The organism is Georgenia muralis (genome assembly GCF_003814705.1).
GTDB lineage: Bacteria > Actinomycetota > Actinomycetes > Actinomycetales > Actinomycetaceae > Georgenia > Georgenia muralis.
The window spans coordinates 2,079,253-2,103,016 of the sequence record NZ_RKRA01000001.1 but is presented as its reverse complement, the minus strand read 5'-3'; the positions used below and the strand labels follow the sequence as shown (position 1 = coordinate 2,103,016).

Annotated in this window: 20 protein-coding genes and 2 pseudogenes; 7 read left to right on the top strand and 15 right to left on the bottom strand. The window is 74.8% G+C overall.

The window, feature by feature from the left end; translation table 11 throughout:
* The first annotated feature begins 43 nt into the window (after positions 1–43).
* The 7 genes from glpK to EDD32_RS09310 all read left to right on the top strand — a co-directional run bounded on the left by glpK (position 44) and on the right by EDD32_RS09310 (position 7,951).
* Complete coding sequence (gene glpK / locus EDD32_RS09340) at positions 44–1,567, top strand: glycerol kinase GlpK (protein WP_123916916.1); 1,524 nt, start codon at positions 44–46, stop codon at positions 1,565–1,567.
* A 141-nt stretch (positions 1,568–1,708) separates the two neighbouring features.
* Positions 1,709–2,551 (top strand): SMP-30/gluconolactonase/LRE family protein, encoded by an 843-nt coding sequence (locus tag EDD32_RS09335; RefSeq protein ID WP_123916914.1) that lies wholly within the window; start codon positions 1,709–1,711, stop codon positions 2,549–2,551.
* Between the two features lie 104 nt (positions 2,552–2,655).
* Positions 2,656–3,453, top strand: a complete 798-nt coding sequence (locus tag EDD32_RS09330) for a (Fe-S)-binding protein (protein ID WP_123916912.1) — start codon at positions 2,656–2,658, stop codon at positions 3,451–3,453.
* Entirely contained in the window at positions 3,450–4,958 is a 1,509-nt protein-coding gene (locus tag EDD32_RS09325; protein ID WP_447924703.1) for a LutB/LldF family L-lactate oxidation iron-sulfur protein, read from the top strand. The genes EDD32_RS09330 and EDD32_RS09325 overlap by 4 nt, the downstream gene beginning before the upstream one ends.
* The gene (locus EDD32_RS09320) at positions 4,958–5,593 is read left to right on the top strand and encodes a LutC/YkgG family protein (RefSeq protein ID WP_123916910.1); all 636 of its coding nucleotides are present in this window, start codon (positions 4,958–4,960) and stop codon (positions 5,591–5,593) included. The genes EDD32_RS09325 and EDD32_RS09320 overlap by 1 nt, the downstream gene beginning before the upstream one ends.
* A 46-nt stretch (positions 5,594–5,639) precedes the next feature.
* Positions 5,640–6,761, top strand: coding sequence for a GNAT family N-acetyltransferase (locus tag EDD32_RS19475; RefSeq protein ID WP_123916908.1), 1,122 nt, complete (start codon positions 5,640–5,642; stop codon positions 6,759–6,761).
* 191 nt (positions 6,762–6,952) lie between these two features.
* On the top strand, positions 6,953–7,951 hold the full coding sequence (locus EDD32_RS09310; RefSeq protein ID WP_123916906.1) for a DUF4349 domain-containing protein: 999 nt from the start codon (positions 6,953–6,955) through the stop codon (positions 7,949–7,951).
* Here the strand turns inward: EDD32_RS09310 and lysS are convergent.
* The 15 genes and pseudogenes from lysS to dacB form a co-directional block, all read right to left on the bottom strand.
* Entirely contained in the window at positions 7,938–9,476 is a 1,539-nt protein-coding gene (lysS, locus tag EDD32_RS09305; RefSeq protein ID WP_246006062.1) for a lysine--tRNA ligase, read from the bottom strand. The two genes, EDD32_RS09310 and lysS, sit on opposite strands and share 14 nt — an antisense overlap.
* Before the next feature lie 102 nt (positions 9,477–9,578).
* Positions 9,579–10,085, bottom strand: a complete 507-nt coding sequence (gene panD, locus EDD32_RS09300) for an aspartate 1-decarboxylase (RefSeq protein ID WP_123916904.1) — start codon at positions 10,083–10,085, stop codon at positions 9,579–9,581.
* A 5-nt stretch (positions 10,086–10,090) separates the two neighbouring features.
* Positions 10,091–10,849, bottom strand: a pseudogene (gene panC, locus EDD32_RS20120) (pantoate--beta-alanine ligase); the annotation flags it as partial.
* Between the two features lie 228 nt (positions 10,850–11,077).
* Positions 11,078–11,977: pseudogene (locus EDD32_RS20115) on the bottom strand (Rossmann-like and DUF2520 domain-containing protein); the annotation flags it as partial.
* 7 nt (positions 11,978–11,984) lie between these two features.
* Complete coding sequence (locus tag EDD32_RS09285; RefSeq protein WP_123916902.1) at positions 11,985–13,577, bottom strand: PH domain-containing protein; 1,593 nt, start codon at positions 13,575–13,577, stop codon at positions 11,985–11,987.
* Positions 13,574–14,080, bottom strand: coding sequence for a PH domain-containing protein (locus EDD32_RS09280; RefSeq protein WP_123916899.1), 507 nt, complete (start codon positions 14,078–14,080; stop codon positions 13,574–13,576). Before EDD32_RS09280 ends, EDD32_RS09285 begins: the two co-directional genes overlap by 4 nt.
* Before the next feature lie 13 nt (positions 14,081–14,093).
* A complete protein-coding gene (locus tag EDD32_RS09275) occupies positions 14,094–14,579 on the bottom strand; it encodes a DUF3180 domain-containing protein (protein ID WP_123916897.1) in 486 nt (161 codons plus the stop codon).
* A complete protein-coding gene (gene folK / locus EDD32_RS19470; protein WP_246006061.1) occupies positions 14,576–15,721 on the bottom strand; it encodes a 2-amino-4-hydroxy-6-hydroxymethyldihydropteridine diphosphokinase in 1,146 nt (381 codons plus the stop codon). The genes EDD32_RS09275 and folK overlap by 4 nt, the downstream gene beginning before the upstream one ends.
* 7 nt (positions 15,722–15,728) lie before the next feature.
* Complete coding sequence (gene folP, locus EDD32_RS09260) at positions 15,729–16,601, bottom strand: dihydropteroate synthase (RefSeq protein WP_425459479.1); 873 nt, start codon at positions 16,599–16,601, stop codon at positions 15,729–15,731.
* A gap of 21 nt (positions 16,602–16,622) precedes the next feature.
* Complete coding sequence (folE, locus tag EDD32_RS09255) at positions 16,623–17,219, bottom strand: GTP cyclohydrolase I FolE (protein WP_211338947.1); 597 nt, start codon at positions 17,217–17,219, stop codon at positions 16,623–16,625.
* A 71-nt stretch (positions 17,220–17,290) separates the two neighbouring features.
* Entirely contained in the window at positions 17,291–19,342 is a 2,052-nt protein-coding gene (gene ftsH / locus EDD32_RS09250) for an ATP-dependent zinc metalloprotease FtsH (RefSeq protein WP_123916895.1), read from the bottom strand.
* A gap of 213 nt (positions 19,343–19,555) precedes the next feature.
* Entirely contained in the window at positions 19,556–20,110 is a 555-nt protein-coding gene (hpt, locus tag EDD32_RS09245; protein ID WP_123916893.1) for a hypoxanthine phosphoribosyltransferase, read from the bottom strand.
* 17 nt (positions 20,111–20,127) lie between these two features.
* Positions 20,128–21,180, bottom strand: coding sequence for a tRNA lysidine(34) synthetase TilS (gene tilS, locus EDD32_RS09240; RefSeq protein ID WP_123916891.1), 1,053 nt, complete (start codon positions 21,178–21,180; stop codon positions 20,128–20,130).
* A 1-nt stretch (position 21,181) separates the two neighbouring features.
* On the bottom strand, positions 21,182–22,228 hold the full coding sequence (locus tag EDD32_RS09235; protein WP_123916889.1) for a zinc-dependent metalloprotease: 1,047 nt from the start codon (positions 22,226–22,228) through the stop codon (positions 21,182–21,184).
* Positions 22,229–22,265: 37 nt separating this feature from the next.
* Entirely contained in the window at positions 22,266–23,642 is a 1,377-nt protein-coding gene (gene dacB / locus EDD32_RS09230; protein WP_123916887.1) for a D-alanyl-D-alanine carboxypeptidase/D-alanyl-D-alanine endopeptidase, read from the bottom strand.
* Positions 23,643–23,764: the final 122 nt, after the last annotated feature.

Sequence of the window (23,764 nt, the reverse complement as noted above, 5' to 3'; positions counted from 1 at the left end):
CCCACGACCCACACGCACATCACAACGAGGTGAAAGGAACACCATGGCTGACGAGAAGAAGTACGTCCTCGCCATCGACCAGGGCACCACGTCCTCCCGCGCGATCGTCTTCGACCACAGCGGTCAGATCGTCGAGACGGGCCAGCTCGAGCACGAGCAGATCTTCCCCAAGGCGGGCTGGGTCGAGCACGACCCGCTGGAGATCTGGAAGAACGTCCGCGAGGTCGTCGGCCTCGCCCTGACCCGCGCCAACCTGACCTACCACGACATCGCAGCCGTGGGCATCACGAACCAGCGCGAGACCACGGTGGTGTGGGACAAGACCACCGGCGAGCCGGTCTACAACGCCATCGTGTGGCAGGACACCCGCACCGACAAGATCGTCAACGAGCTCGGCGGCTCGGAGGGCCAGGACAAGTACAAGGCCAAGGTCGGTCTGCCGCTCGCCACGTACTTCTCCGGCCCGAAGGTCAAGTGGATCCTCGACAACGTCGAGGGCGCCCGCGAGCGCGCCGAGGCCGGGGACCTCCTCTTCGGCAACACCGACAGCTGGGTCGTGTGGAACATGACCGGCGGCAAGGACGGCGGTGTCCACGTCACCGACGTCACCAACGCCTCACGCACCATGCTGATGGACCTCGCCACCCTCAGCTGGGACGAGGGGATCGCCAAGGACATGGGGATCCCCCTGTCGATGCTCCCCGAGATCCGCTCCTCCTCCGAGGTCTACGGCGAGGGCCGCCAGGGCGGCATGGTGCCCGGGATCCCGATCGCGGGCATCCTCGGCGACCAGCAGGCCGCCACCTTCGGCCAGGCCTGCTTCGAGGTCGGCATGGCCAAGAACACCTACGGCACGGGCAACTTCATGCTGCTCAACACGGGCACCGAGCCCGTTCCGTCGAAGAACGGCCTGCTCACCACGGTCGCGTACAAGATCGGTGACGCGCCGGCCGTGTACGCCCTCGAGGGGTCCATCGCCGTCACGGGCTCGCTCGTGCAGTGGCTGCGCGACAACATCGGCATCATCTCCAACGCCGCCGAGATCGAGGACCTCGCCAAGACGGTCGACGACAACGGCGGGGCCTACTTCGTCCCGGCGTTCTCCGGTCTCTTCGCGCCGTACTGGAAGTCCGACGCCCGCGGTGCGCTCGTGGGACTGACCCGGTACGTCAACAAGGGCCACATCGCCCGGGCCGTCCTCGAGGCCACCGCGTTCCAGACCCGCGAGGTCAACGACGCGATGACCGCCGACTCCGGCGTCGCCCTGACCGAGCTCAAGGTCGACGGCGGCATGATCGCCAACGAGACGCTCATGCAGTTCCAGGCCGACATCCTCGGCGTGGACGTCGTGCGCCCCAAGGTCGCCGAGACCACCGCCCTGGGCGCGGCCTACGCCGCCGGCATCGCCGTGGGCTTCTGGCAGGGCGAGCAGGACGTCATCGACAACTGGGCCGAGGACAAGCGCTGGACCCCCTCGATGGACGAGGGCGACCGCGAGCGCACCTACCGCCTGTGGAAGAAGGCCGTCACGCGGACCTTCGACTGGGTCGACGACGACGTGAAGTAGTCGCCGCACCACGAGCCCCGGCACGCCTGGCGTGCCGGGGCTCGTGCGTGACTGTGGCTCGTCCGTGGCGCACCCGCCGGTCGGGGTCTCGCGAGCCGCGGCTCCCGCGCGCGGCCCGCCCGGAGCCGACAGACTGGGGCCATGAGCACTCCTGAGCAGATCACCGACGCCGTCGCCTACCACGGGGAGGGGCCCTGCTGGTCCGAGACGTGGGGAGGGCTGCGCTGGGTCGACATGCTCGCCGGGGACCTGCTCACCCTGCGCGCCGACGGCGGCGTGGACCGCCTCCACGTCGGGGACGTCGCCGCGTTCGTCCGCCCGCGCAGCCGCGGCGGGTACGTCGTCGGGCTCGAGCGCGGGCTCGGCCTCGCCGACGCGCCCGACGAGCCCGCGACCCCGCTGCCGGAGATGTGGTCCGATGCCGGGGTCCGCATGAACGAGGGCGGCTGCGACCCCGCCGGGAACCTCTACGCCGGCTCCATGCCCTACGACCGCACCCCCGGCGGCGCCCGGCTGTACCGCATCACCCCCGCGGGCGACGTCTCGGTCGTCCTGCCCGCCGTCACCACCTCCAACGGCATCGACTTCTCCCCCGACGGCACGCGCGCGTACTACAACGACACGGCCACCGGCGGGACCGACGTCTTCGACGTCACCGACGGCGAGCTGGTGAACCGGCGGCTGTTCCACTCCGCCGACGACGGGCGCGCCGACGGTCTGTGCGTGGACTCGGCCGGCAACGTCTGGGTAGCCCTCAACCGCGTGGGACGGGTGCGCCTGTACTCCCCCGAGGCGAAGATCCTCCAGGAGGTCGAGCTCCCGGTCCGGCTGGTCACGGCCTGCACCCTCGGCGGGGCGGACGGCAAGGACCTGCTCATCACCACCTCGCGCGAGAAGCTCGAGGACCCCGAGCCGGAGGCCGGCGCGCTGTTCCGCCTGCGCGTGGACGTCCCCGGCCGGCCCGTGCTGCCCTACGCCGGGTGATCACCCGGGCGCCACGGCTCCAGCCAGCGGTGACCGTCCGGTTCAGGCCGTAGGCTGGCCCGGCGGCGTGAGCCGCGTCACCGCTCGACGACGAGGAGGCCCCCATGCGCATCGCCCTGTTCGCGACGTGCATCGCCGAGACGATGTTCCCCCAGGCACCGGTGGCCACGGTGCGCCTCCTCGAACGGCTCGGGCACGAGGTCCTCTTCCCACCCGGTCAGGCCTGCTGCGGCCAGATGCACACCAACACCGGCTACCTCGACCAGGCGGTGCCGGTGGTGCGTAACCACGTCGCGGCGTTCGCGCCGGTCCTGGACGGCGAGTGGGACGCGATCGTCGCGCCGTCGGGCTCCTGCGTGGGCTCGGTGCGCCACCAGCAGGCCATGGTCGCCGACCGGGTGGGCGACCGGGGGCTGGCCCGGGACGCCGCCGCCGTCGCGGAGCACACCTACGAGCTCTCCGAGCTCCTCGTGGACGTCCTCGGCCTCACCGACGTCGGCGCGCACTTCCCGCACCGGGTCACCTACCACCCCACCTGCCACTCCCTGCGGATGGTGCACGTGGGCGACCGGCCGCTGCGCCTGCTCCGCGCGGTGGACGGGATCGACCTCGTCGACCTGCCCGAGGCGGAGTCGTGCTGCGGCTTCGGTGGGACGTTCGCCCTGAAGAACGCCGAGACCTCCGCCGCCATGGTCGGCGAGAAGGTGCGCAACGTCATCTCCACGGGGGCCGAGGTGCTCACCGCCGGGGACTACTCCTGCCTCATGAACATGGGCGGGCGCCTGTCCCGCCACGGAACCGGCGTCACCGTGGCGCACCTGGCAGAGATCCTCGCCAGCACGAGGGAGGCACCGTGGGAGCCGGCCTTCCTGCCCCGCTCGGCCCAGGCGGTGAAGCCGTGAGCACCTACCTCGGCATGCCCAACGTCCGGCCGCAGCCTGCGCACGCCCCCGCCCACCCGCTGCGCTGGGGCGAGCCGTTCCCCGAGGCGGCGCACGAGACGCTCGCCAACGGGCAGATGCGGCGCAACCTCGCCCACGCCACCCGCACCATCCGCGACAAGCGCCTGCGCGTGACCGCCGAGCTGCCGGACTGGGAGGCGCTGCGCGACGCCGGCGCGGCGATCAAGCACCAGGTGATGTCGGAGCTGCCGGCGCTGCTCGTCGAGCTCGAGCGCAACGTCACCGCCCGCGGCGGTCACGTGCACTGGGCGCGCGACGCCGAGGAGGCCAACCGGATCGTCACCGACCTCGTGCGGGCCAAGGGGGCCGACGAGGTCGTCAAGGTCAAGTCGATGGCCACCCAGGAGATCGGGCTCAACGAGCACCTCGAGGCCGAGGGCATCACCGCCACCGAGACCGACCTCGCCGAGCTCATCGTCCAGCTCGCCGGCGACATGCCCTCCCACGTCCTCGTTCCCGCCATCCACCGCAACCGCGAGGAGATCCGCGAGATCTTCGCCGGCCGCATGGCCGACGCCCCGGCGGGCCTGACGGGCGAGCCGCGCGAGCTGGCGATGGCCGCCCGCGCGCACCTGCGCGCGAAGTTCCTCACCGCCAAGGTCGCCATCTCCGGCGCCAACCTCGCCGTCGCCGAGACCGGGACGGTGGCGGTCTTCGAGTCCGAGGGCAACGGGCGGATGTGCCTGACCCTGCCCGAGACCCTCGTCACGGTCATGGGCATCGAGAAGCTGGTGCCCACGTTCCGCGACGTCGAGGTCTTCGCCCAGCTCCTGCCACGCTCGTCCACCGGTGAGCGGATGAACCCCTACACGACCCTGTGGACCGGGGTCACACCGGGCGACGGACCGCAGGAGTTCCACCTCGTCCTGCTCGACAACGGCCGCACCAAGGCCCTCGCCGACGAGGTGGGCCGCCAGGCCCTGCACTGCATCCGCTGCTCGGCGTGCATGAACGTCTGCCCGGTGTACGAGCACACCGGGGGCCACGCGTACGGGTCGGTCTACCCCGGCCCCATCGGGGCGATCCTCACCCCCCAGCTCTTGGGCACGGGCACGAAGGGCTCGCTGCCCCACCACGACGCCACCGCGTCCCTGCCCTTCGCCTCCTCCCTGTGCGGCGCCTGCTACGAGGCGTGCCCGGTCAAGATCGACATCCCGACCGCGCTGGTGCACCTGCGCGGCCGGATGGTCGAGGCGGAGCAGCGCCGACCGCTGCCCACCGGCTGGGCCACGGCCATGCGCAGCGCGGCCGCCGTGATGACGTCCGGCTCGCGGTTCGCCGTGGCTGCCCGCGCGGCGGGCCTGGGCCGCGTCGCCGCCCGGGGTGAGCGCATCGGCCGCCTGCCCGGGCCGCTGGCGGGCTGGACGTCGGTGCGCGACGTCCCTGCGCCCCCGCGCCAGAGCTTCCGGCAGTGGTGGTCCCAGCACGAGAGCGAGGAGCGGTGATGGAGGCACGCGAGGCGATCCTCGCCCGGGTCCACGACGCGCTGGCCCGGTCCCAGCAGGGTCCGGCGCCCGAGGTGGTCCGTGCGTACCGGGCCTCGTCCGACGTCGCCCCGGGATCGCCCGAGGCGCTGGAGCTGCTCACCGACCGCCTCGTCGACTACCGCGCCAGGGTGCACACCGCCGACGAGGCCGGCCTCCCGCAGGTGCTGGCCGGGCTTCTCGCGGCGGCGGGATCCGTCGTCGTCCCCCCGGGCCTGCCGTGGACCGGGCTGCTGGAGTCGCTGGACGTGGAGGTCCTCGGCGACACCCCGCCGCTGGGCAACACCGAGCTGGACCGGGCCGGCGCCGTCGTCACGGCGGCCCGTGTCGCGATCGCCGAGACGGGCACCATCGTCCTGGACGGCCAGCCCGACCAGGGACGGCGCGCGCTCAGCCTCGTGCCCGACCACCACGTGTGCGTCCTGCGTCGCGACCAGGTGGTTGCCACCGTGCCCGAGGCGGTCGCCGTTCTCGGCCGGCACCCGGAACGTCCCCAGACCTGGATCGCGGGACCGTCCGCGACGTCGGACATCGAGCTCGTCCGGGTGGAGGGAGTTCACGGCCCGCGCACCCTCGACGTCGTCATCCTCGGCTGAGCACCGCCTATCCTTGACGGCGGAACCCTCGACCCCAGGAGCCACCATGCCCGACGGCGCGCCTTCCACCACCGACGACGCCGTCACCTCCCGGCCCGCCGGCGGGCCGCAGGAGGGCCTGTTCGACCTGCCACCGGGGAGCCGTCGGCCCACCGCCCGGGTCGTGCTCCTCACCGGCCCGTCCGGCGCGGGCAAGACGTCGCTGACCCGTCGCATGGGCCTGCCCGTGGTCTCCCTCGACGACTTCTACCTCGACGGCGACCACCCCGCCCTGCCCCGGCGCTACGGCGTGGTCGACTGGGACTCCCCGGCCACCTGGGACCGGGCCGGCGCGATGGACGCGCTGCTGCGCCTGTCCAGCACCGGGCAGGCGGAGCTGCCCGTCTACGACATCCCCACCAACCGGCGCACCGGGACCACCCAGCTCTCCCTGGACGGCTTCCCGGTGTTCATCGCCGAGGGCATCTTCGCCGCCGAGATCGTCGAGGCGTGCCGCGAGGAGGACATCCTCGCCGACGCCCTGTGCATCTGGCGGCCCCGCGCACAGACCTTCTGGTTCCGTCTCATGCGCGACCTCGGCGAGTCCCGCAAGCCCCCGATGACGCTGGTGCGGCGCGGGCTGAGCCTGTACCGCAACGAGCCCGTGATGATCGCCGACCTCACCGCCAAGGGTGCCCGGAAGGTGCGGGTGGACGAGGCCGAGGCGCGCATCGAGGACCTGCTGAGGGCGGCCGCCACCGAGGAGCGTCCCCTCCCCGCCGCACCCGGCGGCTACCGGGTCGAGACCGGCCGGCCCTCGCCCGAGACCTACCGGGCGCTGCGGGCGGCGTGCGGGCTGACCCCGCGCACCGACGAGGCCGCCGTGGCGGGTCTCGCGGGGACCTGGCACGGCGTCGTCGTGCGGCACGGCTCCGAGGTGGTCGGGATGGGGCGCGTCGTGGGCGACGGCGGCAGCTTCTTCCAGCTCGTCGACGTCTGCGTGCTCCCGGCCCACCAGGGGCGGGGCCTGGGCGGGCAGGTCGTGGCCGAGCTCCTGGCGCACCTGCGCGACCACGCCCCGGCAGGCGCGTACGTCTCGCTCGTCGCCGAGCCCGACGCCGCCAGGCTCTACCGGCGGCACGGGTTCGTCGAGACCGACCCGGCCGTCGGGATGGCCCTGACCCTGTGATGGTCGTGGCCCTGTGACGTTCCTGGCCCTGTGCTGTTCCTGCCCCTGTGATGCTCCTGTCCCGGTGACGGCACGGAACCGGTGACCACACGAGGCGCCCGGGTGACGCCGCAGGTCACGAGGTGGCCTCGATCCCGTCACGAACCCGCAACGCGGCCACGGCGGACCCGGCGCGGCCCTAGCGTCTGAGCATGAGGCTCCTGCGCCGGCTCCCGGCCCTGCTCGTGCTGCTGCTCCTCCTCACCTCCTGCAGCATGGGCGGTGGCGACACCGCGAGCGAGGAGTCCGCCGGCGGCGGCGGCGTCGGTGCGCCCGGAGGCGGCGAGGGCGGCGACGGCGCGGTCACGGACAGCGACGGCGACGGCGAGGTCATCGACGGCGACCGGCAGGTTATCAGCACCGGCTCGATGACCCTGGTCGTCGAGGACCCGGCGGCGGCCGCCGACGAGGTGACCGCCCTCGTCCGCGCGGCCGGCGGGCGCGTGGACGAGCGGTCCGAACGGGCCGGCGGCGACGGGCTCGAGCCGTCCGCCTGGCTCGTGGTGCGGGTCCCGTCCGACGAGCTCGACGACACCCTCGACGCGCTCGCGGAGCTGGGTGAGCAGCGCGACCTCGACATCGGCTCGGTGGACGTCACGGGCACCGCCCGCGACCTGGACGCGCGGATCGGCGCCCTCGAGGCCTCCGTCGACCGGCTGCTCGGCCTGCTCGCCGACGCCCAGAGCTCCGAGGCGCTCATCGCCGCGGAGTCCGCGCTCAACGAGCGGCAGTCCGAGCTCGAGGCGCTCAAGGCGGAGCGGCGCCACATCGGCGAGCAGGTCGCGATGGCCACCGTCTCGGTCCAGCTCGTGGCGCGCAGCTCGCCGACGCTCGAGCCCTCGGGCTTCCTCGGCGGCCTGCGCACCGGCTGGGACGCACTGGTCTCCTTCGTCGGCGCGGTGCTCGTGACCCTCGGCGTCCTCGTGCCCTGGATCGCGCTCGCCGCCGTCGTCACCGCGATCGCCCTGCCGCTGTGGCGCCGCCGTCGCCGGGCGGCCCCGCCGCGCCCCGGTGGGCGCGCTCCGGCGCCCGCCCAGCAGCCGCCGGCCCAGGCCACGGCCCCGCAGCACGCCCCGCCGCCCCGGCAGCCCCCGACCGGACCGACCGGACCGCCGAGCGGACCGGGTGCGCCGCCCGTCAGCGGCGCTTGACCAGCGGGAAGGTGATCGTCTCGCGGATGCCGTGGCCGGTCAGCGCCATGAGCAGACGGTCGATGCCCATGCCCATCCCGCCGGCCGGCGGCATGCCCTGCTCCATCGCCTCGAGGAAGTCCTCGTCGAGGACCATCGCCTCGGGGTCGCCGGCGGCGGCCACGAGGGCCTGCGCCGCGAACCGCTCGCGCTGGACGACCGGGTCGACCAGCTCGGAGTAGGCCGTGGCCAGCTCGAAGCCGCGCACGTAGAGGTCCCACTTCTCCACCACGCCGGGCACCGACCGGTGGGCGCGGGTCAGCGGGGAGGTGTCCACCGGGAAGTCGCGCACGAACGTGGGCTCCATGAGGTGGTCGCCCACCCGCTCCTCCCACAACACCTCGACGATCTTCCCCGAGGTGTAGTGCGGGGCGACGTCGAGGTCGAGCCGGTCGGCGAGCCGCTCGAGGTGGTCGCGCGGGGTTGCGGGGGTGATCTCCTCCCCCAGCGCGCCCGAGAGGGAGTCGTACAGGCTCAGCGTGGTCCACTCGCCACCGAGGTCGTACTGCTCCCCGGTGTCCAGGGACACGGTCGTGGACCCGAAGGCGTCGGTCGCGGCGCGCTGGACGAGGGAGCGGGTCAGCTCCGCCATCGTGTCGTAGGAGCCGTACGCCTCGTAGGCCTCGAGCATGGAGAACTCGGGCGAGTGGGTGGAGTCCGCACCCTCGTTGCGGAAGTTGCGGTTGATCTCGAAGACCTTCTCGATGCCGCCGACCACCGCCCGCTTGAGGAACAGCTCGGGGGCGATACGCATGTACAGGTCGACGTCGTAGGCGTTCATGTGGGTCACGAACGGCCGGGCCGCCGCGCCACCGGGCTGGATCTGCAGCATGGGGGTCTCGATCTCGACGAACGCGCGCTCGTCGAGGGTGCGACGCAGGGACCGCACGACGGCGGACCGGGTGCGGACCATGTCCCGGGCGCCCTGGCGCATGATGAGGTCGAGGTGGCGACGACGCACCCGCCCCTCCTCGGACAGGGCCACCTGGTGCCCGTCCTCGGTCTCGTACGTCTTGGGCAGGGGCCGCAGGGCCTTCGCGGCCAGCGCCCATGAGTCGGCCAGGACGCTCAGCTCGCCGCGCCGGGAGGCGATGACCCGCCCGCGCACGAACAGGTGGTCGCCCAGGTCGACGTCGGTCTTGAACGCGGCGAGGGACTCCTCGCCCACCTCGGCCCGCGAGAGCATCGCCTGCAGGCGGTTGCCCTCACCGTCCTGGAGGGTGACGAAGGCGAGCTTGCCCGTGTTGCGCAGGTACATCACGCGCCCGGCGAGGCCGACGACGACGTCGGTCTCCTCCCCGGCGGCGAGCCCCGCGTGCTCCCGGCGCACCGCGGCGACCGTCGTCGTGACCGGGACGGTGACCGGGTAGGGGTCGACACCGGCGTCGATGAGGCGCTGGCGCTTCTCGGCCCGGACACGGACCTGCTCGGGGGCGTCGTCGTGCGCCAGGTCGCCGGTGTCCACGGTGGTGGTCTGCTCGGTCACCGCACAAGGGTAGCCGCCGGCCGCGGCGCGCTCCCGCGAGGGATCCCCCGACGCAGGATGACCCCGGTCACGGCCTCGCCCCGCACCGCGCACGCGGTGCGCTCAGATGTCGAACTCGGACCTGCGCGCACCCGGCAGGGAGTCGCGGTAGGCGTGGATCGAGACCCCGCTGGGCTCGACGTGCCGCGCCTCCCCCGCGTCGACGTCGGGGACCTCGCCCGGCTCGTCGCCGACGTCGAGGATGTGGTTCTGCTCGTCGACGAAGACCACGTGAGGGGTGTAGGTGCGGGCGTCGGCGTCGGACATCTGCCCGTAGGCGATGAGGATGACGAGGTCCCCGGCGTGGACGAGGTGGGCGGCCGCGCCGTTGATGCACAGGATGCCGCTGCCGCGCTCGCCGGGGATGACGTAGGTCGTCAGGCGGGCGCCGTTGGTGACGTCGACGACGTCGACCTGCTGGCCGGGGAGCACGTCGGCGGCGTCGAGGAGGTCCGCGTCGACGGTGATCGACCCGACGTAGTGCAGGTCGGCAGCCGTGATCGTCGCCCGGTGGATCTTGGCGATCATCATCGGGCGGAGCAGGGATCGGGGTGTGGTGAACTCGGTCATCAGGATCATTGTCCCCCGAGATCGACGCGGGTGTTGTCGATGAGCCGGGTGGTGCCCACCCGGGCGGCCACCGCGAGCAGCCCGGGACCGGTCGCGCCCTCGGGCAGCGGCAGGAACGTGTCGGGGTCGACCAGCGCGAGGTAGTCCGTCTGGACCGCCTCGGCCGCCTCGAGGACGTCCGTGGCGGCGGCCAGCGCGGCAGCGACGCCGCGCCCCGCCGCGTCCCGCCCGGCGGCCAGCGCCCGGGAGAGGGCCAGGGCCCTGGTCCGTTCGGCGGTGGAGAGGTAGGCGTTGCGGCTGGACATCGCCAGGCCGTCGGGCTCACGGCGGATCGGGACGCCGACGATCTCGACGCCGAGGTCGAGGTCGCGCACGAGGGTGCGCACGAGCGCGAGCTGCTGGGCGTCCTTCTCGCCGAAGACCGCGATGTCGGGGCGCACGAGGGCGAGCACCTTCGCCACGATCTGCAGCACACCCGCGAAGTGGCCCGGTCTGGTGCGGCCCTCGAGGACGCCGGCCACCGGACCGGGGTCGATGCGCACGAGCGGCTCGGCGGGGTAGGCCTCCGCGTCGTCGGGCGCGAAGACCACCTCGACCCCCGCGCCGGTGAGCAGCGCGAGGTCGCCCTCGAGGTCGCGCGGGTAGGCGTCGAGGTCCTCGCCCGGGCCGAACTGGAGCGGGTTGACGTAGACGGAGACGACGACGTGGTCGGCCCGCTCCCGCGCGGCACGCACGAGGGAGAGGTGCCCGTCGTGCAGCGCCCCCATGGTCATCACCAGCGCGGTCCGGCCGGGCAGCGCGGCCAGGGCGGCGGCGAGCTCGCGGCGGGTGCGGGCCAGCACCGGCTCGACCACGGCAGCCGTCGCGCCGGCGCCAGGCGCGGCCGCCCCGGCGGACGCGGCGGAGTCGGCGGGTGCGGCCGTCCCGGCGGGCCCGGTCGTCCCGGCGGGCGCCGCACCCCCGGCGGTCGCACCGCCGCCCGGCGCAGCGCCGGCCGGTTCGACGAGCACGTCGAGGAGCCGCGCGGCCGCAGCCTCCCCGATACGGCCGGCGGCGAGCGCCCGGCGGGTGGTGGCGCGGGCGAGGTGCCGGTAGCCGGCGAGGACGTCCTCGAGGTCCGGTCCCAGGGAGGCGAGGGCGGCGAGGTGGGCAGCGACGGTACCGACGTCGCCGCGCACGACCGGGCCGGTGAGGTCCTGCTCGCCGCCGCGCAGGGCGCCGTCGAGGGCCGCGGTGAGCAGCGGCTCGAGGTAGCGGCCCGGCTCCTCCACCCCGGTGGCGGTCAGGGCACGTCCGGCCTGCGCGACGAGGGTGACGAGGTGGTTCGCCCCGTGCGCGAGGGCCGCGTGGTACGCCGGGCGCTGGTCCTCGCCCAGGACCACCGGCTCCCCGCCGATCTCGACGACGAGCGCCTGCGCGATCGGCAGCACCGGTGCAGCGGCGGTCACCGCGAACGGGCAGCCGCTGAGCCGGTTGAGGTCGAGCGAGGTGCCGGTGAAGGTCATCGCGGGATGGATCGCCAGCGGGATCGCCCCCGCCGCCCGGGCGGGCGCGAGGACCTCCGTGCCGTGCCGGCCCGAGGTGTGGACGACGAGCTGGCCGGGCTGCCACCGGCCCAGGTCGGCCAGGCCCCGGACGAGGTCGGGCAGGACGTCGTCGGGGACGGTGAGCAGGACCAGCTCGGCGCGCTCGACGACCTCCTCGACCGTGAGCACCGGCACCCCGGGCAGGAGGGCGTCCACCCGGTCGCGGCTGGCCTCGGTGACGGCCGTGGCGCCGACGACGGCGTGCCCGGCCGCGCGCAGCGCGTTGGCCAGCACGGCGCCCACCCGCCCGGCCCCGACGACGCCGACGCCGAGCCGGCCCGGACGAGGAGTGGTGGAGCTGCTCACCGGGCCATCATCCCAGGCCCGTGCGGGTGGGCCGGTCGCCGGCCGGGCCGGGGACGTCGTCGGGCCGCGGGACCGCCACGCGGCGCATCCACTCCTCGGGGCCCTCCGCCGCACGGGCGGTGCGGGCGCGGCGGGCCTGCTCCAGGAGCAGGTCGCGGGCGAGCTCGGCGTCGAGGTGCGGCACCACCGGGGTGACGGGGCCGGGCACCGAGTGGGCGTGCAGGTCCGCCAGGCCGAGCCGGCGCTCCAGCGGCCCCTGGGACAGGGCGAGGGACTGGGTCCGCTCGTGCGGGACGACGACGACGCGCCGCACGAGGCGGCCGCGGCGCACCACCATCGCCGTGCCGGTGATGCGCAGGCCGGTGCGACGCCACGTCAGCGGGTCGACCCACCGGGCCCGGCGTGGGCTCGTGAGGAAGCCGGCACCGCCCCCGGCGCCGCCGAGGGCGGCGTCGAGCAGCTCCCGGTGGTCCTCCACCCCGAGGTCGGGCAGCACCAGCCACAGGGAGGTCAGCGCCTCGCCCCGGTCCCCGACGGGCAGCAGGACCGTCTCGACCACGTTCTTCCCCGCCGTCTCGGCGCCGTACCCGGCCACGTTGACCTGGACGCGCCACCATCCTCGCCGCCGCCACAGCAGGGCCTGGCTGAGCTCCACGGCCTGGACCCGCCCGGGCGGGAGGGTCTGCGTGCGGGTCTCCAGCAGCCCGTGCCGCAGCCTGATGCCGTCGGGCGAGAGCGCAGAGCGGAACCCGAACTCCCCCGCGAAGCGGCTCCACAGGTAGCCGCCGGAACCCAGCAGCGCGGGCAGCACACCGAAGACCGGGGCGACGGAGCCCACGACGACGGCGGCGACGACGAGCCCCACCACCGTCAGGACGAACCCGATCATGCCGCCGGAGAGCAGCAGCCCGCCGATGATGCGCGTCGCCGGGACCTCCAGGACCGCCCGCTCGGGTGCCGCCGCCACGGGTGCGGCGCCCACCTCCCCCGGCGCCGGGACCACCACGCCGGCGGCGCGGGCCATGATCTCGTTGCGCAGCGACTGGGCCTCGGCCTCGGGGACGTACCCGATGACGACGTTGGACCCGCCGCCGCCCGCGGTCTCCACCCGCACCTGGGCCAGCCCGAAGAGCCGGCCGAGCAGCGGCTGGACGACGTCCACCGCCTGCACCCGGTTGAGGCGGGCGTGACGCTGCTGGCGGAACAGGATCCCGGTGTGGAGGTCGACCGACTCCGTGCCCACCGCGAAGAGGGTCCGGCGCCAGGCGAGCACGGAGTAGAGGGTGGCCACCGCCGCGACCACCACGACGAGTCCCAGCACCACGAGCAGGGCGACGCCCCGGTACCGGCCCATCGTCTGCCACAGGTCGGTGGGTAGCGTGTCGAGCTGGTCCGTCACCTGCCACACGAGGAAGAACAGCAGCGCGACGACCGCCTTCCAGGCGTTGAGCACCGGGGTGATGCGGTGCACCCGCCGCCACTGCGGACCCGGGGCCGTCCCGCCGTCGGGATCGCTCGCGCCGCGGAGCGTGGCGTCCGCCCCGGTCGGGGAGAGGGCCGTCCCGGGCTCGTCGGCCGCGTCCCCGGGCCGGAGCGTCACAGCCCCGCCAGCCGGGCCTCGCCGCGCGCGGTCAGCCGGTCCCGCAGCCGCGCCGCCTCCTGGGGCGGGAGACCGGGGATCTTGGCGTCGGTCTGGGCCGACGCAGTGTGCAGCTGCACCCCGGCGACCCCGAAGCGGCGGTCCAGCGGGCCGGCGCCGACGTCGACGAACTGCATCCGGCCGTAGGGGACCACCGTGAGGGAGCGGAAGAGGATCCCCTTGCGCACGAGCAGGTCGTCCTCGGCCTCGGCGTAGCCGATGGCACCGACCTGGCGCGGCACGAGCCACACGAGCCAGGTCGCGATCGCGACCACGACCGCGGGAGCCATCCACGCCCATCCGCCCGCCATCACCGCCGCCGCCACGGCGACGACACCGACCGGGACCAGCACGGCCGCCGCGACGACGAGGCGGGCGGTGACGAGGCCGCGTGAGACGGGGGTGAAGGTGATGCCCTCGGGCTGGAAGGGGTCGTGCACCGGCACGGCCGGGGTGGCGTCCATGGTGTCCTTCGTCTCAGGCGGGGTTCGCGGCCCGGGGGCCGCGCGGGTGGTCGGGGTCGTCGTCCTCCGGGGGCACCCGGCACCACCACTCCACGACGAGCGCCACGCCCACCAGGACGAGGCTCACCACGAGGGCGAGGCCGGCCGCCCACGCCTGGGCGCGGGGCAGGGGGGCGCCCAGGTTGTCCAGGGTGAGGAGCAGCTGGGCGCCGAAGTAGCCCACCAGGGCCGAGCCGACGAGCGCGCAGGCCTTGGCCAGCGCGACGACCCGGGCGGCGCCGAGCGGGGTCATGAACGTGTGCTCGCGCCGGATGAGGCGCCGCACCCCGCGCCCCAGCCACAGCAGGAGCAGGGAGAGCAGGGCCGGCCCCAGGGCGCTGGCGAGCGGCACGGGGACGGGGAGGTAGCCGCGCCCGTCCAGGCCGGACAGGACCAGCAGCGCAAGGACGAGGACGCCACCCGCGATGAGCACGAGGGAGCGCGCCGACGTGCGGGTCATCGGGCCCCCTGCTCGCCAGGACCCTCGAGCCAGTCGAGCGCCAGCCAGCGCACGGTGGAACGGTCGGCGGCCCGGTCAGCGAGCTCGGCCACGCCGCCGTGCTCGGGCAGCACCGCGTCCGGCTCCACCTGCGACCAGGGCAGCAGGACGAACGCCCGCTCGTGCGCGCGCGGGTGCGGCAGGGTCAGCTCCGGGTCGTCGGAGCGCAGGTCGGCGTAGGTGATGACGTCGACGTCGAGGGTCCGCGCGCCCCAGCGCTCCTCCCGGGCCCGGCCGTGCGCGTCCTCGAGACGGCGCGCGAGGTCGAAGAGCTCCAGCGGCGCGAGGGTGGTGGTCCCGACGACGACGGCGTTGAGGTAGTCGGGCTGGTCAGGCTGCCCGGGCGCCAGGACCGCGGCCGTCCTCGCGAGCGGCGAGACGGCGCTGACCTCGACGTCCTCGGCCGCCGTCAGGGCCGCGACGGTCGCTCGCAGGGTGGCGACGGCGTCGCCGAGGTTGGCCCCGAGCGCGAGGACGAAGGGCACCTCGGCGGCGGGGCGGGTGGTCAGCGGGCCCGCGGGGCGCCGGTCGCTCCCGGGGACCTCGGCGCCGACCCGGTCGTCGGCCCGGCCCGCGTCGCCGGTCGCGTCGTCGGTCGGGCCCGCTTCGCCGATCGGGCCGCCGTCGTCGGTCGGGTCCCCGTCGCCGGTCGGGCGCGCGTCACCGGTCGCGTCGTCGGCCGGGATCCCGGCCGCCCGGGCGCCGCGGTCCTCGTCGCGGTCGGCATGGCGGCGGATGACGAGCTCGACGTCGTCGAAGGGCACCGACAGCGGGGCGCCGGGCTTGTGCACGGTGACGTCGACGGCGCGGACGCCGTGGGCGAGGACGACCGCGGCGATGCGCTCGGCCAGGGTCTCCAGCAGGTCCACCGGCTCCCCGCCGAGGACGGCGACGACGTCCTCGGCAACCGTGGCGTAGCTGACCGTGTCGGCGAGGTCGTCGGTGGCGGCGGCCGCGCGCGTGTCCAGGTGGAGCACGACGTCGGCGACGAAGGTCTGGCCCTGCGCGCGCTCGTGCGCGAGCACGCCGTGGTGGCCGAAGGCACGCAGCCCGAGCAGTCGGATGCGGTCGAGGTCGCGCCCGTCGGGGCCCGGGATGCTCACCTGCGGATCAGCGCCCCGACCGCCAGGCCGCGGCGACCCGGACGGCGTCGGCCGTCCCGGCGACCTCGTGGACGCGGACCGCCCAGACGCCGGCGGCGGCTGCCAGGGCGCTCACGGCCGCGGTGGCGGCGTCGCGGGCCAGCGGCTCGGCCGCCACCTGCGCGGGGACCACCCCGGCGAGGAACCGCTTGCGGGAGGCACCGACGAGGAGGGGGTAGCCCAGGGCGGCGAGGTCGTCGAGGTGCGCCAGCAGGCGCCAGTTGTGCTCCGCCTCCTTGGCGAAGCCCAGGCCCGGGTCCAGGACGATCTGCTCGTCGCGCACCCCGGCGGCGTGGGCGGCGGAGACGCGGTCGGCGAGCTCGGCGCAGACCTCGCCGACGACGTCGTCGTAGACGGCCAGGGAGGCCATCGTCTCGGGGGTGCCGCGCCAGTGCTGGATGACGTACGTGATGCCGGTGTCGGCCACGGTGGCCGCCATCGACCGGTCCGCCAGACCGCCGGAGACGTCGTTGACGACGACGGCGCCGGCCTCGACGCACGCCCGCGCGGTCATGGCGTTGATGGTGTCGACGCTGACGGCGACCCCCTCCCGCGCGAGGGTCTCGACCACGGGCAGGACCCGGGCGAGCTCCTCCGCCGGGGTGACCGGCTCGGCGCCGGGACGGGTGGACTCGCCGCCGACGTCGACGAGGTCCGCGCCCTGGGTCACCAGGTGCCGGGCGTGGGCGATGGCCACCTCGGTGTCGTACCACTGGCCGCCGTCGGAGAAGGAGTCGGGCGTGACGTTGACGACGCCCATCACGAGCGTGCGCGAGCGGTCCCGCAGCGCCCGCGGCAGCCCCTGGGGAGCCCGGCGTCGTGGTCCATCGCTCGAGTACACCGTCCCAGGCTATCGGCCTCGTCAGCGGGTGCCGGCGAGGATGAGGCTCATGGCCTCCGACCGCGTGGCGGCGTTGCGCATCCGACCTCGCACCGCCGACGTCATCGTGCGGGCGCCGGGCTTGCGCACGCCCCGCATGGACATGCACAGGTGCTCGGCCTCGACGACGACGATCGCCCCGCGCGGCTCGAGCCGGGCCACGAGCGCATCGGCCACCTGCGAGGTGAGCCGCTCCTGCACCTGCGGCCGGCGGGCGTAGCCCTCGACCAGGCGGGCGAGCTTGCTCAGGCCCGTCACCCGGCCGTCGACGGCGGGGATGTACCCGACGTGGGCGACGCCGTGGAAGGGCAGGAGGTGGTGCTCGCACATCGAGTACAGGGGGATGTCGCGCACGAGGACCATCTCCTCGTGCCCGATGTCGAAGACGGCGTCGAGGTGATCGGCGGGGTCCTCCGCCAGCCCGGCGAACATCTCCGCGTAGGCGCGGGCCATCCGGTCGGGCGTCCCGGCGAGGCCCTCGCGGTCGGGGTCCTCCCCGACCGCGACGAGGAGGTCGCGCACCGCGCGCCGCACGCCCTCGGGGTCGTAGGGCCGCACGGCGGTGCCGCCGTCGAGCAGCGGGGCGGCGTCGCTGGCGCGGTCCGCGACCCCGCCCGGCTCGTCCGGCGACTGCGGGATGGCCCTGGTCACTACAGCCCCTCGGCGGGCCCGCCGACGCGGCCGCCGCCCGGCACCTGGCCGACGCCGTCGAGCGGGGTCTCCCCCGCCGCGGCCGCCTGGTCCTCGGGCGCCATGCGCTCCCCGCGGTCCCGCTCGGCGGCGGTGAGGACCGGCGGGAGGTCGCTGACGGGCCGGCCGTCGGAGGAGAGCCACACCGGGCGCGGCGCCCGCTTGACGACGGGGGCGAAGACCCGCGCGAGCTCGGCCTCGTTGAGCGTCTCCTTCTCCAGGAGGTGCAGCACGAGGTCGTCCAGGACGTGGCGGTACTCGGTGAGGATCTCCCACGCCTCGTCGTGGGCCTCCTCGATGAGCCGGCGGGTCTCCTCGTCCACGATGCGCGCGACGTCCTCGGAGTAGTCGCGCTGGTGGCCGTAGTCGCGGCCGAGGAAGGGCTCGGCGTCGGACTTGCCCAGCTTGATCGCGCCCACCCGGTCGCTCATGCCGTACTCGACGACCATCTTCCGCGCGATGGCGGTGGCCTTCTCGATGTCGTTGGAGGCACCGGTGGTGGGGTCGTGGAAGACGATCTCCTCCGCCACGCGACCGCCCATGGCGTACGCCAGCTGGTCGAGGAGCTCGTTGCGGGAGGTGGAATACTTGTCCTCGCTGGGCATGACCATGGTGTAGCCCAGGGCCCGCCCGCGCGGCAGGATCGTCACCTTGGTCACGGGGTCGGTGTAGCGCAGGGCCGCCGCGGCCAGGGCGTGCCCGCCCTCGTGGTAGGCGGTGACCTTCTGCTCCTTCTCGTTCATCACCCGGGTGCGCTTCTGCGGCCCCGCGACGACGCGGTCGATCGCCTCGTCGAGGGCGCGGTCGTCGATGAGCTGGGCGCCCGAGCGGGCGGTGAGCAGGGCGGCCTCGTTGAGGACGTTGGCGAGGTCGGCGCCGGTGAAGCCTGGGGTGCGCTTGGCGACCATGCGCAGGTCCACGCCGGGGGCCATGGGCTTGCCCTTGGCGTGGACGTTGAGGATGGCGTGACGCCCGTGCAGGTCGGGGGCCTCGACGGCGACCTGGCGGTCGAACCGGCCCGGCCGCAGCAGGGCGGGGTCGAGCACGTCGGGTCGGTTCGTGGCGGCGATGAGGATGACGTTGGTCTTGACGTCGAAGCCGTCCATCTCCACGAGGAGCTGGTTGAGGGTCTGCTCGCGCTCGTCGTGGCCGCCGCCCATGCCGGCGCCGCGGTGGCGCCCGACGGCGTCGATCTCGTCGACGAAGATGATGGCGGGCGCGTTGGCCTTGGCCTGCTCGAAGAGGTCACGCACGCGCGACGCCCCGACGCCGACGAACATCTCGACGAACTCCGAGCCGGAGATCGAGAAGAACGGCACCCCGGCCTCGCCGGCGACGGCGCGGGCGATGAGGGTCTTGCCGGTCCCGGGCGGGCCGTAGAGGAGCACGCCCTTGGGGATCTTCGCGCCCACCGCCTGGAACTTCTCCGGCTCGGCGAGGAACTCCTTGATCTCCTCGAGCTCCTCGACGGCCTCCTCCTCGCCGGCGACGTCGGCGAAGGTGACGTCGGGGTTCTCCTTGTTGACCATCCGCGCCTTGGACTTGCCGAACTTCATCATGCCGCCGGCCCCGCCCTGGGCGCGGGAGAGGATCCACCAGAAGACGACGAAGATGAGGACCATCGGCAGGACGAACAGCAGCAGCGAGGACAGCCACGACTGCTGCGGGACCACGGAGTTGTAGCCCTGCTCCGGGTCGGCCGCCTCGACGGCGCCGACGACCGTCTCCCCCTGCGGGGCGACGTAGTAGAACTCGACCGAGGTGCCCTTGTCGACCTCCCCGCCCTCGCCGTCGTCGGCCACGAACGGCTCGGACAGGGTCATCCGCACCCGCTGGGAGCCCTCGGTGATCTCCACCTGCTCGACGGTGTCGCCGGCGAGGAGCTCCAGGCCCTGGGAGGTGTCGATCCGCTGGGTCGCCCCCTGCCCGAGGAGGGACCACGCCATGGAGACGAGGAGGAGGACGAGGAGGATCCACACCAGTGGTCCTCGCAGCAGGTTCTTGGCATTCATGAACGATGGGCCCTGGGCCCGGTCCCTCCTGGTCGCACGTTTTCCCCGACGGTAGCCGACCGGGGCGGGCGGGCACCGGCCGGTCGGCCCGTTGTTCGCGCAGGGCTTGCCCGAGCACGGGTCTTCCCCCAGGACAACGGGCGGGCGCGTGCCGGTGTTCCGCGCCCGCGCGGAAGCGGTGTCCCGCGCCCGCGCAGGCGCCGGTCGGGGCGCTCAGCCGCCGTAGACGTGCGGGGCGAGGGTCCCGACGAAGGGCAGGTGGCGGTAGCGCTCGGCGTAGTCCAGGCCGTAGCCGACGACGAACTCGGGCGGGATGTCGAACCCGACGTAGCGCACGTCGACGTCGACCTTCGCCGCCTCGGGCTTGCGCAGCAGGGTCGCGATCTCCACCGAGGCCGGCCCGCGCGAACGCAGGTTGGCCACGAGCCACGACAGGGTGAGCCCGGAGTCGATGATGTCCTCGACGATGAGGACGTCCCGGCCGGTGAGATCGTTGTCGAGATCCTTGAGGATGCGCACGACGCCGGACGACTTCGTCCCCGAGCCGTAGGACGAGACCGCCATCCAGTCCATCTGGATCGGCAGGTGCATCCGCCGGGAGAGGTCGGCCATGACCATCACCGCGCCGCGCAGGACGCCGACGAGCAGCAGCTCGCGCCCGGCGTAGTCGGCGTCGATGAGGGCGGCCATCTCCTCGAGCCGGGTGCCGATCTGCTCCTCGGTGAGGAGGATCTTCTCCAGGTCCTCACCCATGTCACGCGCGTCCATGCAGGCGCCCCTCCCGCTCACTCGGTACCGCCGCCGGGCGGTGTCCCGGCCGGGTGCAGGGCAAGCCTGCCACACCGCCGCCGGGCCTCCACACCGCCGGGGAGCTGGACGGCGCCCTGGCCGTGGAAGCCGGTGACCAGGGCCTCGAGCGCGTCGAGGTGGACCGCGGCGAGGGCACCGGGTGGGGCGCCCGCGCGCAGGGCCGCGGTGCGCAGGGCCCGGCTGCGCAGCGCGGGGTGGGCGGCGGCGAGGGTGGCGGCGTCGAGGGTGAGAGGAGCGGCCGCGACGACGGCGCCGTCGAGGAGGGCGCCGGCCTGGGCGTCGAGGAGGTCGCCGTCGCGGCGCAGCTGCTCGGCCGTGCGGGCGAGCGCGGGCACGACCCCCGGGCCGAGGGCGGCGACGAGGGCGGGCAGGGCCCGTTCGCGCACCGCCGCCCGGCGCAGCGCCGAGCCGTCGGCGGCGCGCCAGGGACCGTCCGCGGCGTTGCCCGGGTCGCGGGCGGGCTCGAGCCCCGCCGCCCGGCACACCGCCTCGGTCTGCTCGCGCCGCAGCCCCAGGAACGGCCGCCGCAGCAGGCCCCGCACGGGTGCCATCGCGGCGAGGGACCGGATGCCCGAGCCGCGGGCTAGGCGGAGCAGGACCGTCTCGGCCTGGTCGTCCAGGGTGTGCCCGAGCAGGACGGCCGCCGCGCCGACCGCCGTCGCCGCCTCGGCGAGCGCGTCGTACCGCGCGGAGCGGGCGGCGGCCTCGGGGCCGCCGGCACCGGTGCCCCCGGGACCGCCGCGGACGTCGACGGCGCGCACGAGGACCGGGTCGAGACCGAGGTCGCGGCACTGCGCGGCCGCGCGGGCGGCGACCTCCCCCGAGCCGGGAGCCAGCTTGTGGTCGACGACGACGGCCCCGGCCTGCCACCCCTCGCGCGCCGCGACGAACGCCGTCGCCGCCGCCAGCGCGAGCGAGTCGGCCCCGCCGGAGCAGGCCACGAGGACCCTCGCGCCGGGCGGCAGGTCGCCGAGCACGGTCCGGACGGCGGAGCGGGCGGCGGCGACGTCGGGCGGCGGTCCGGCCATCTCAGCCGTGGACGCGGCGCACCCAGGCGTCCGGATCGGCGATCTCGGCGGCGCTGGGCAGGTGCTCGGCACCGGTCCACACGGCGTTGAGCCCGTCGTGCCCGACGCGGGCGACGACGTCACGGACGAAGCGGGCGCCGTTGCGGTACTGGGCGACCTTGGCGTCCATCCCGAGCAGGCGCCGCAGGAGCACGTCGGGGGCGGAGGTGCCGTCGCGACGCTTCTCGAAGGAGGCCCGGATGCGGCGCACCGAGGGCAGCCGGGCGGGGCCGACCTCGTCCATGACGACGTCGGCGTGCCCCTCGAGCAGGCTCATGACCGCCACGACCTCGCCCATCGCGGCCCGCTCCTCCTCGTCGAGGAAGGCCTCGACGAGCGCGCCGCCCATCTCGTGGGGCCGCGGCTCGCCGCGCAGCGAGCCGAGGGTCTCCACGACGGCGCGGGCCGCCCGGGCGATGCGGGCGAGGGCGTCGTCGCTGTCGGCGACCTCGTCGACGACCGAGCGCATCTTCGTCCGCAGGTGGTCGGCGAGCCACGGGGCGGCGGCGAACTGCACGGCGTGCGTCTGCTCGTGCAGGCACACCCACATGCGGAAGTCCATGGCGTCGAGGTCCAGCTCGCGCTCGATGTGCAGCACGTTGGGCGCGACGAGAAGGAGACGCCCCGGCGCCCCGGCGGTGAACGGGTCGAACTGGCCGAGCACCTTGGTCGAGAGGAGGGAGAGGACCACGCCCATCTCCTCGCCGGCGATCCGGGCGGCCCCGGGCCGGGTGGCCGCGGGCAGCAGCCCGCCGGTGAGGTGGGCGAACATCTCGACGTTGGCCTCGGCCCAGCGCGGCCGGTCCACGACGTACACGGGCACGCGGGCGGCGGCCTCGGCGGCGGCGTGCAGCCCCGTGATCGCGCCGACGTGGCGGGGAGCCTCCCGGGCGGCGGTGCGCAGCACCGTGATGAGCGCCCGCAGCTCAGCGCGGGAGCCCCTCGGGCCCGGGCGGGCGAGGCCGCCCGCGCGTCGCACGGCGACCTGCCAGTCCACGGCTTCGCTCATGGCCTCCAACCTACTGTCGGCGGGCGCGCGGCGCGGCCTAGCACCCGCACGCGCCGAGCGTGCGCACGAGGTCGTCGATCGCCAGCCGGGCCTGGAAGGTCGTGCCGACCGGGAGGTCGTCGGTGAGGACGGAGAAGACCAGCAGGCGGCCGTCGGCGGTCAGCACCGTCCCGCTGAGGGACGAGGCCACGGTGAGGGTGCCGGTCTTGGCGCGCACACGCCCGGCGAGGTCGCCGGTGAAGCGCTCGGCGAGCGTGCCGTCGAGGTTGCCCACGGGCAGGCCGGGCACGAGCGCGGCGAGCTCGGGTCGGGAGGGGTCGAGGGAGGCGACGAGGACGTCGGTGAGGAGGCGCGCCGGCACGCTGGTGTCCATGCTCAGGCCGGAGGTGTCGGCGAGGGTGACTCCCTCGACGTCGAGGCCGAGGTCGGCCAGCTGGTCGCGCACCGCCGCGGTCGCGCCCGCGAAGTCCGCCGCTCCGCCCCGCTCGATCGCGACCAGCCGGCCGAGGACCTCGGTGACGGAGTTGTCGGAGGCGCGCAGGGCCTCGCGCACCACCGCCGCGAGCGGGGCGGACTCGACGGTCGCGATCGGCTCGAGGTCGTCGTCGGGCAGGGGGGTGCGGCGGACCGACCCCGAGACGGCGACACCGGCGTCGGCCAGGGCGGCCGCGAAGGTGCGGGCCGCCTCCAGGGCCGGGTCGTCGAGATAGCCGCCGGCACCGTCGCGGCCGGAGTCGACGGCGAGGGGCTGGACCGGCATGACGAAGTCCAGGTCCAGCCCGCTCCAGCCGGACGCGTGGACAGGGCCGGTGAACAGGCCGTCGGCCAGCGAGACGCTCACCTCGCCCACCCCCTGCGCGGTGAGCTCGGCCGCCGTGGCGGCCGCGAGGTCGGCGAGCCCGGCGTGGCCCCGGACCGCCGCGGGGTCGCCCTGCCCCGCGGCGAGCATGACGTCGCCGCCCGCGACGAGCACGACCCGGTCGTCGCCGGTCTGGACCACCGAGGTCGTGAGGACCCGGTCCGGGCCGAGCGCGGCGAGCGCCGCGGCGGCGGTGAGGACCTTGAGCGAGGAGGCGGGCCGGCGCGGCGTGGCGCCCTCGGAGTCGAGGAGCACCTCCCCCGTCACTCCGTCGGCGACGACGACGGAGGCCTCGCCGATCATGCGGTGGTCCGCCCGGAGGCTGTCGGCCATCCCTTCCAGCGCCGCTGCCGCCGGCACCGGTGCCTCCGTGTCCGGGCCCGCGACGGCGGGGGCGCGCAGGCCGTCGCCCGGGATGTCGGGGAAGGGCCGGGGGTCGGCGGGGACCGGATCGGTGGTGAGCACCCCGGGCACGACGTCCGCGGCGTCGGCGGCGGTGTACCCACCCAGGACGAGGACGCCCGCGAGGACACCCGCGATCCTCCTCCGTGCCACGGCACCTCCCCGGGTCCGGCGGGCGCCGCGCGTGCACGAAAGCCCCTGACGTGCGACACACTAGTGCCGAGAGTCCGGCCAGGACCGCGCCGGGCGGACACGACGCGCCCCCTCGTCCCGCG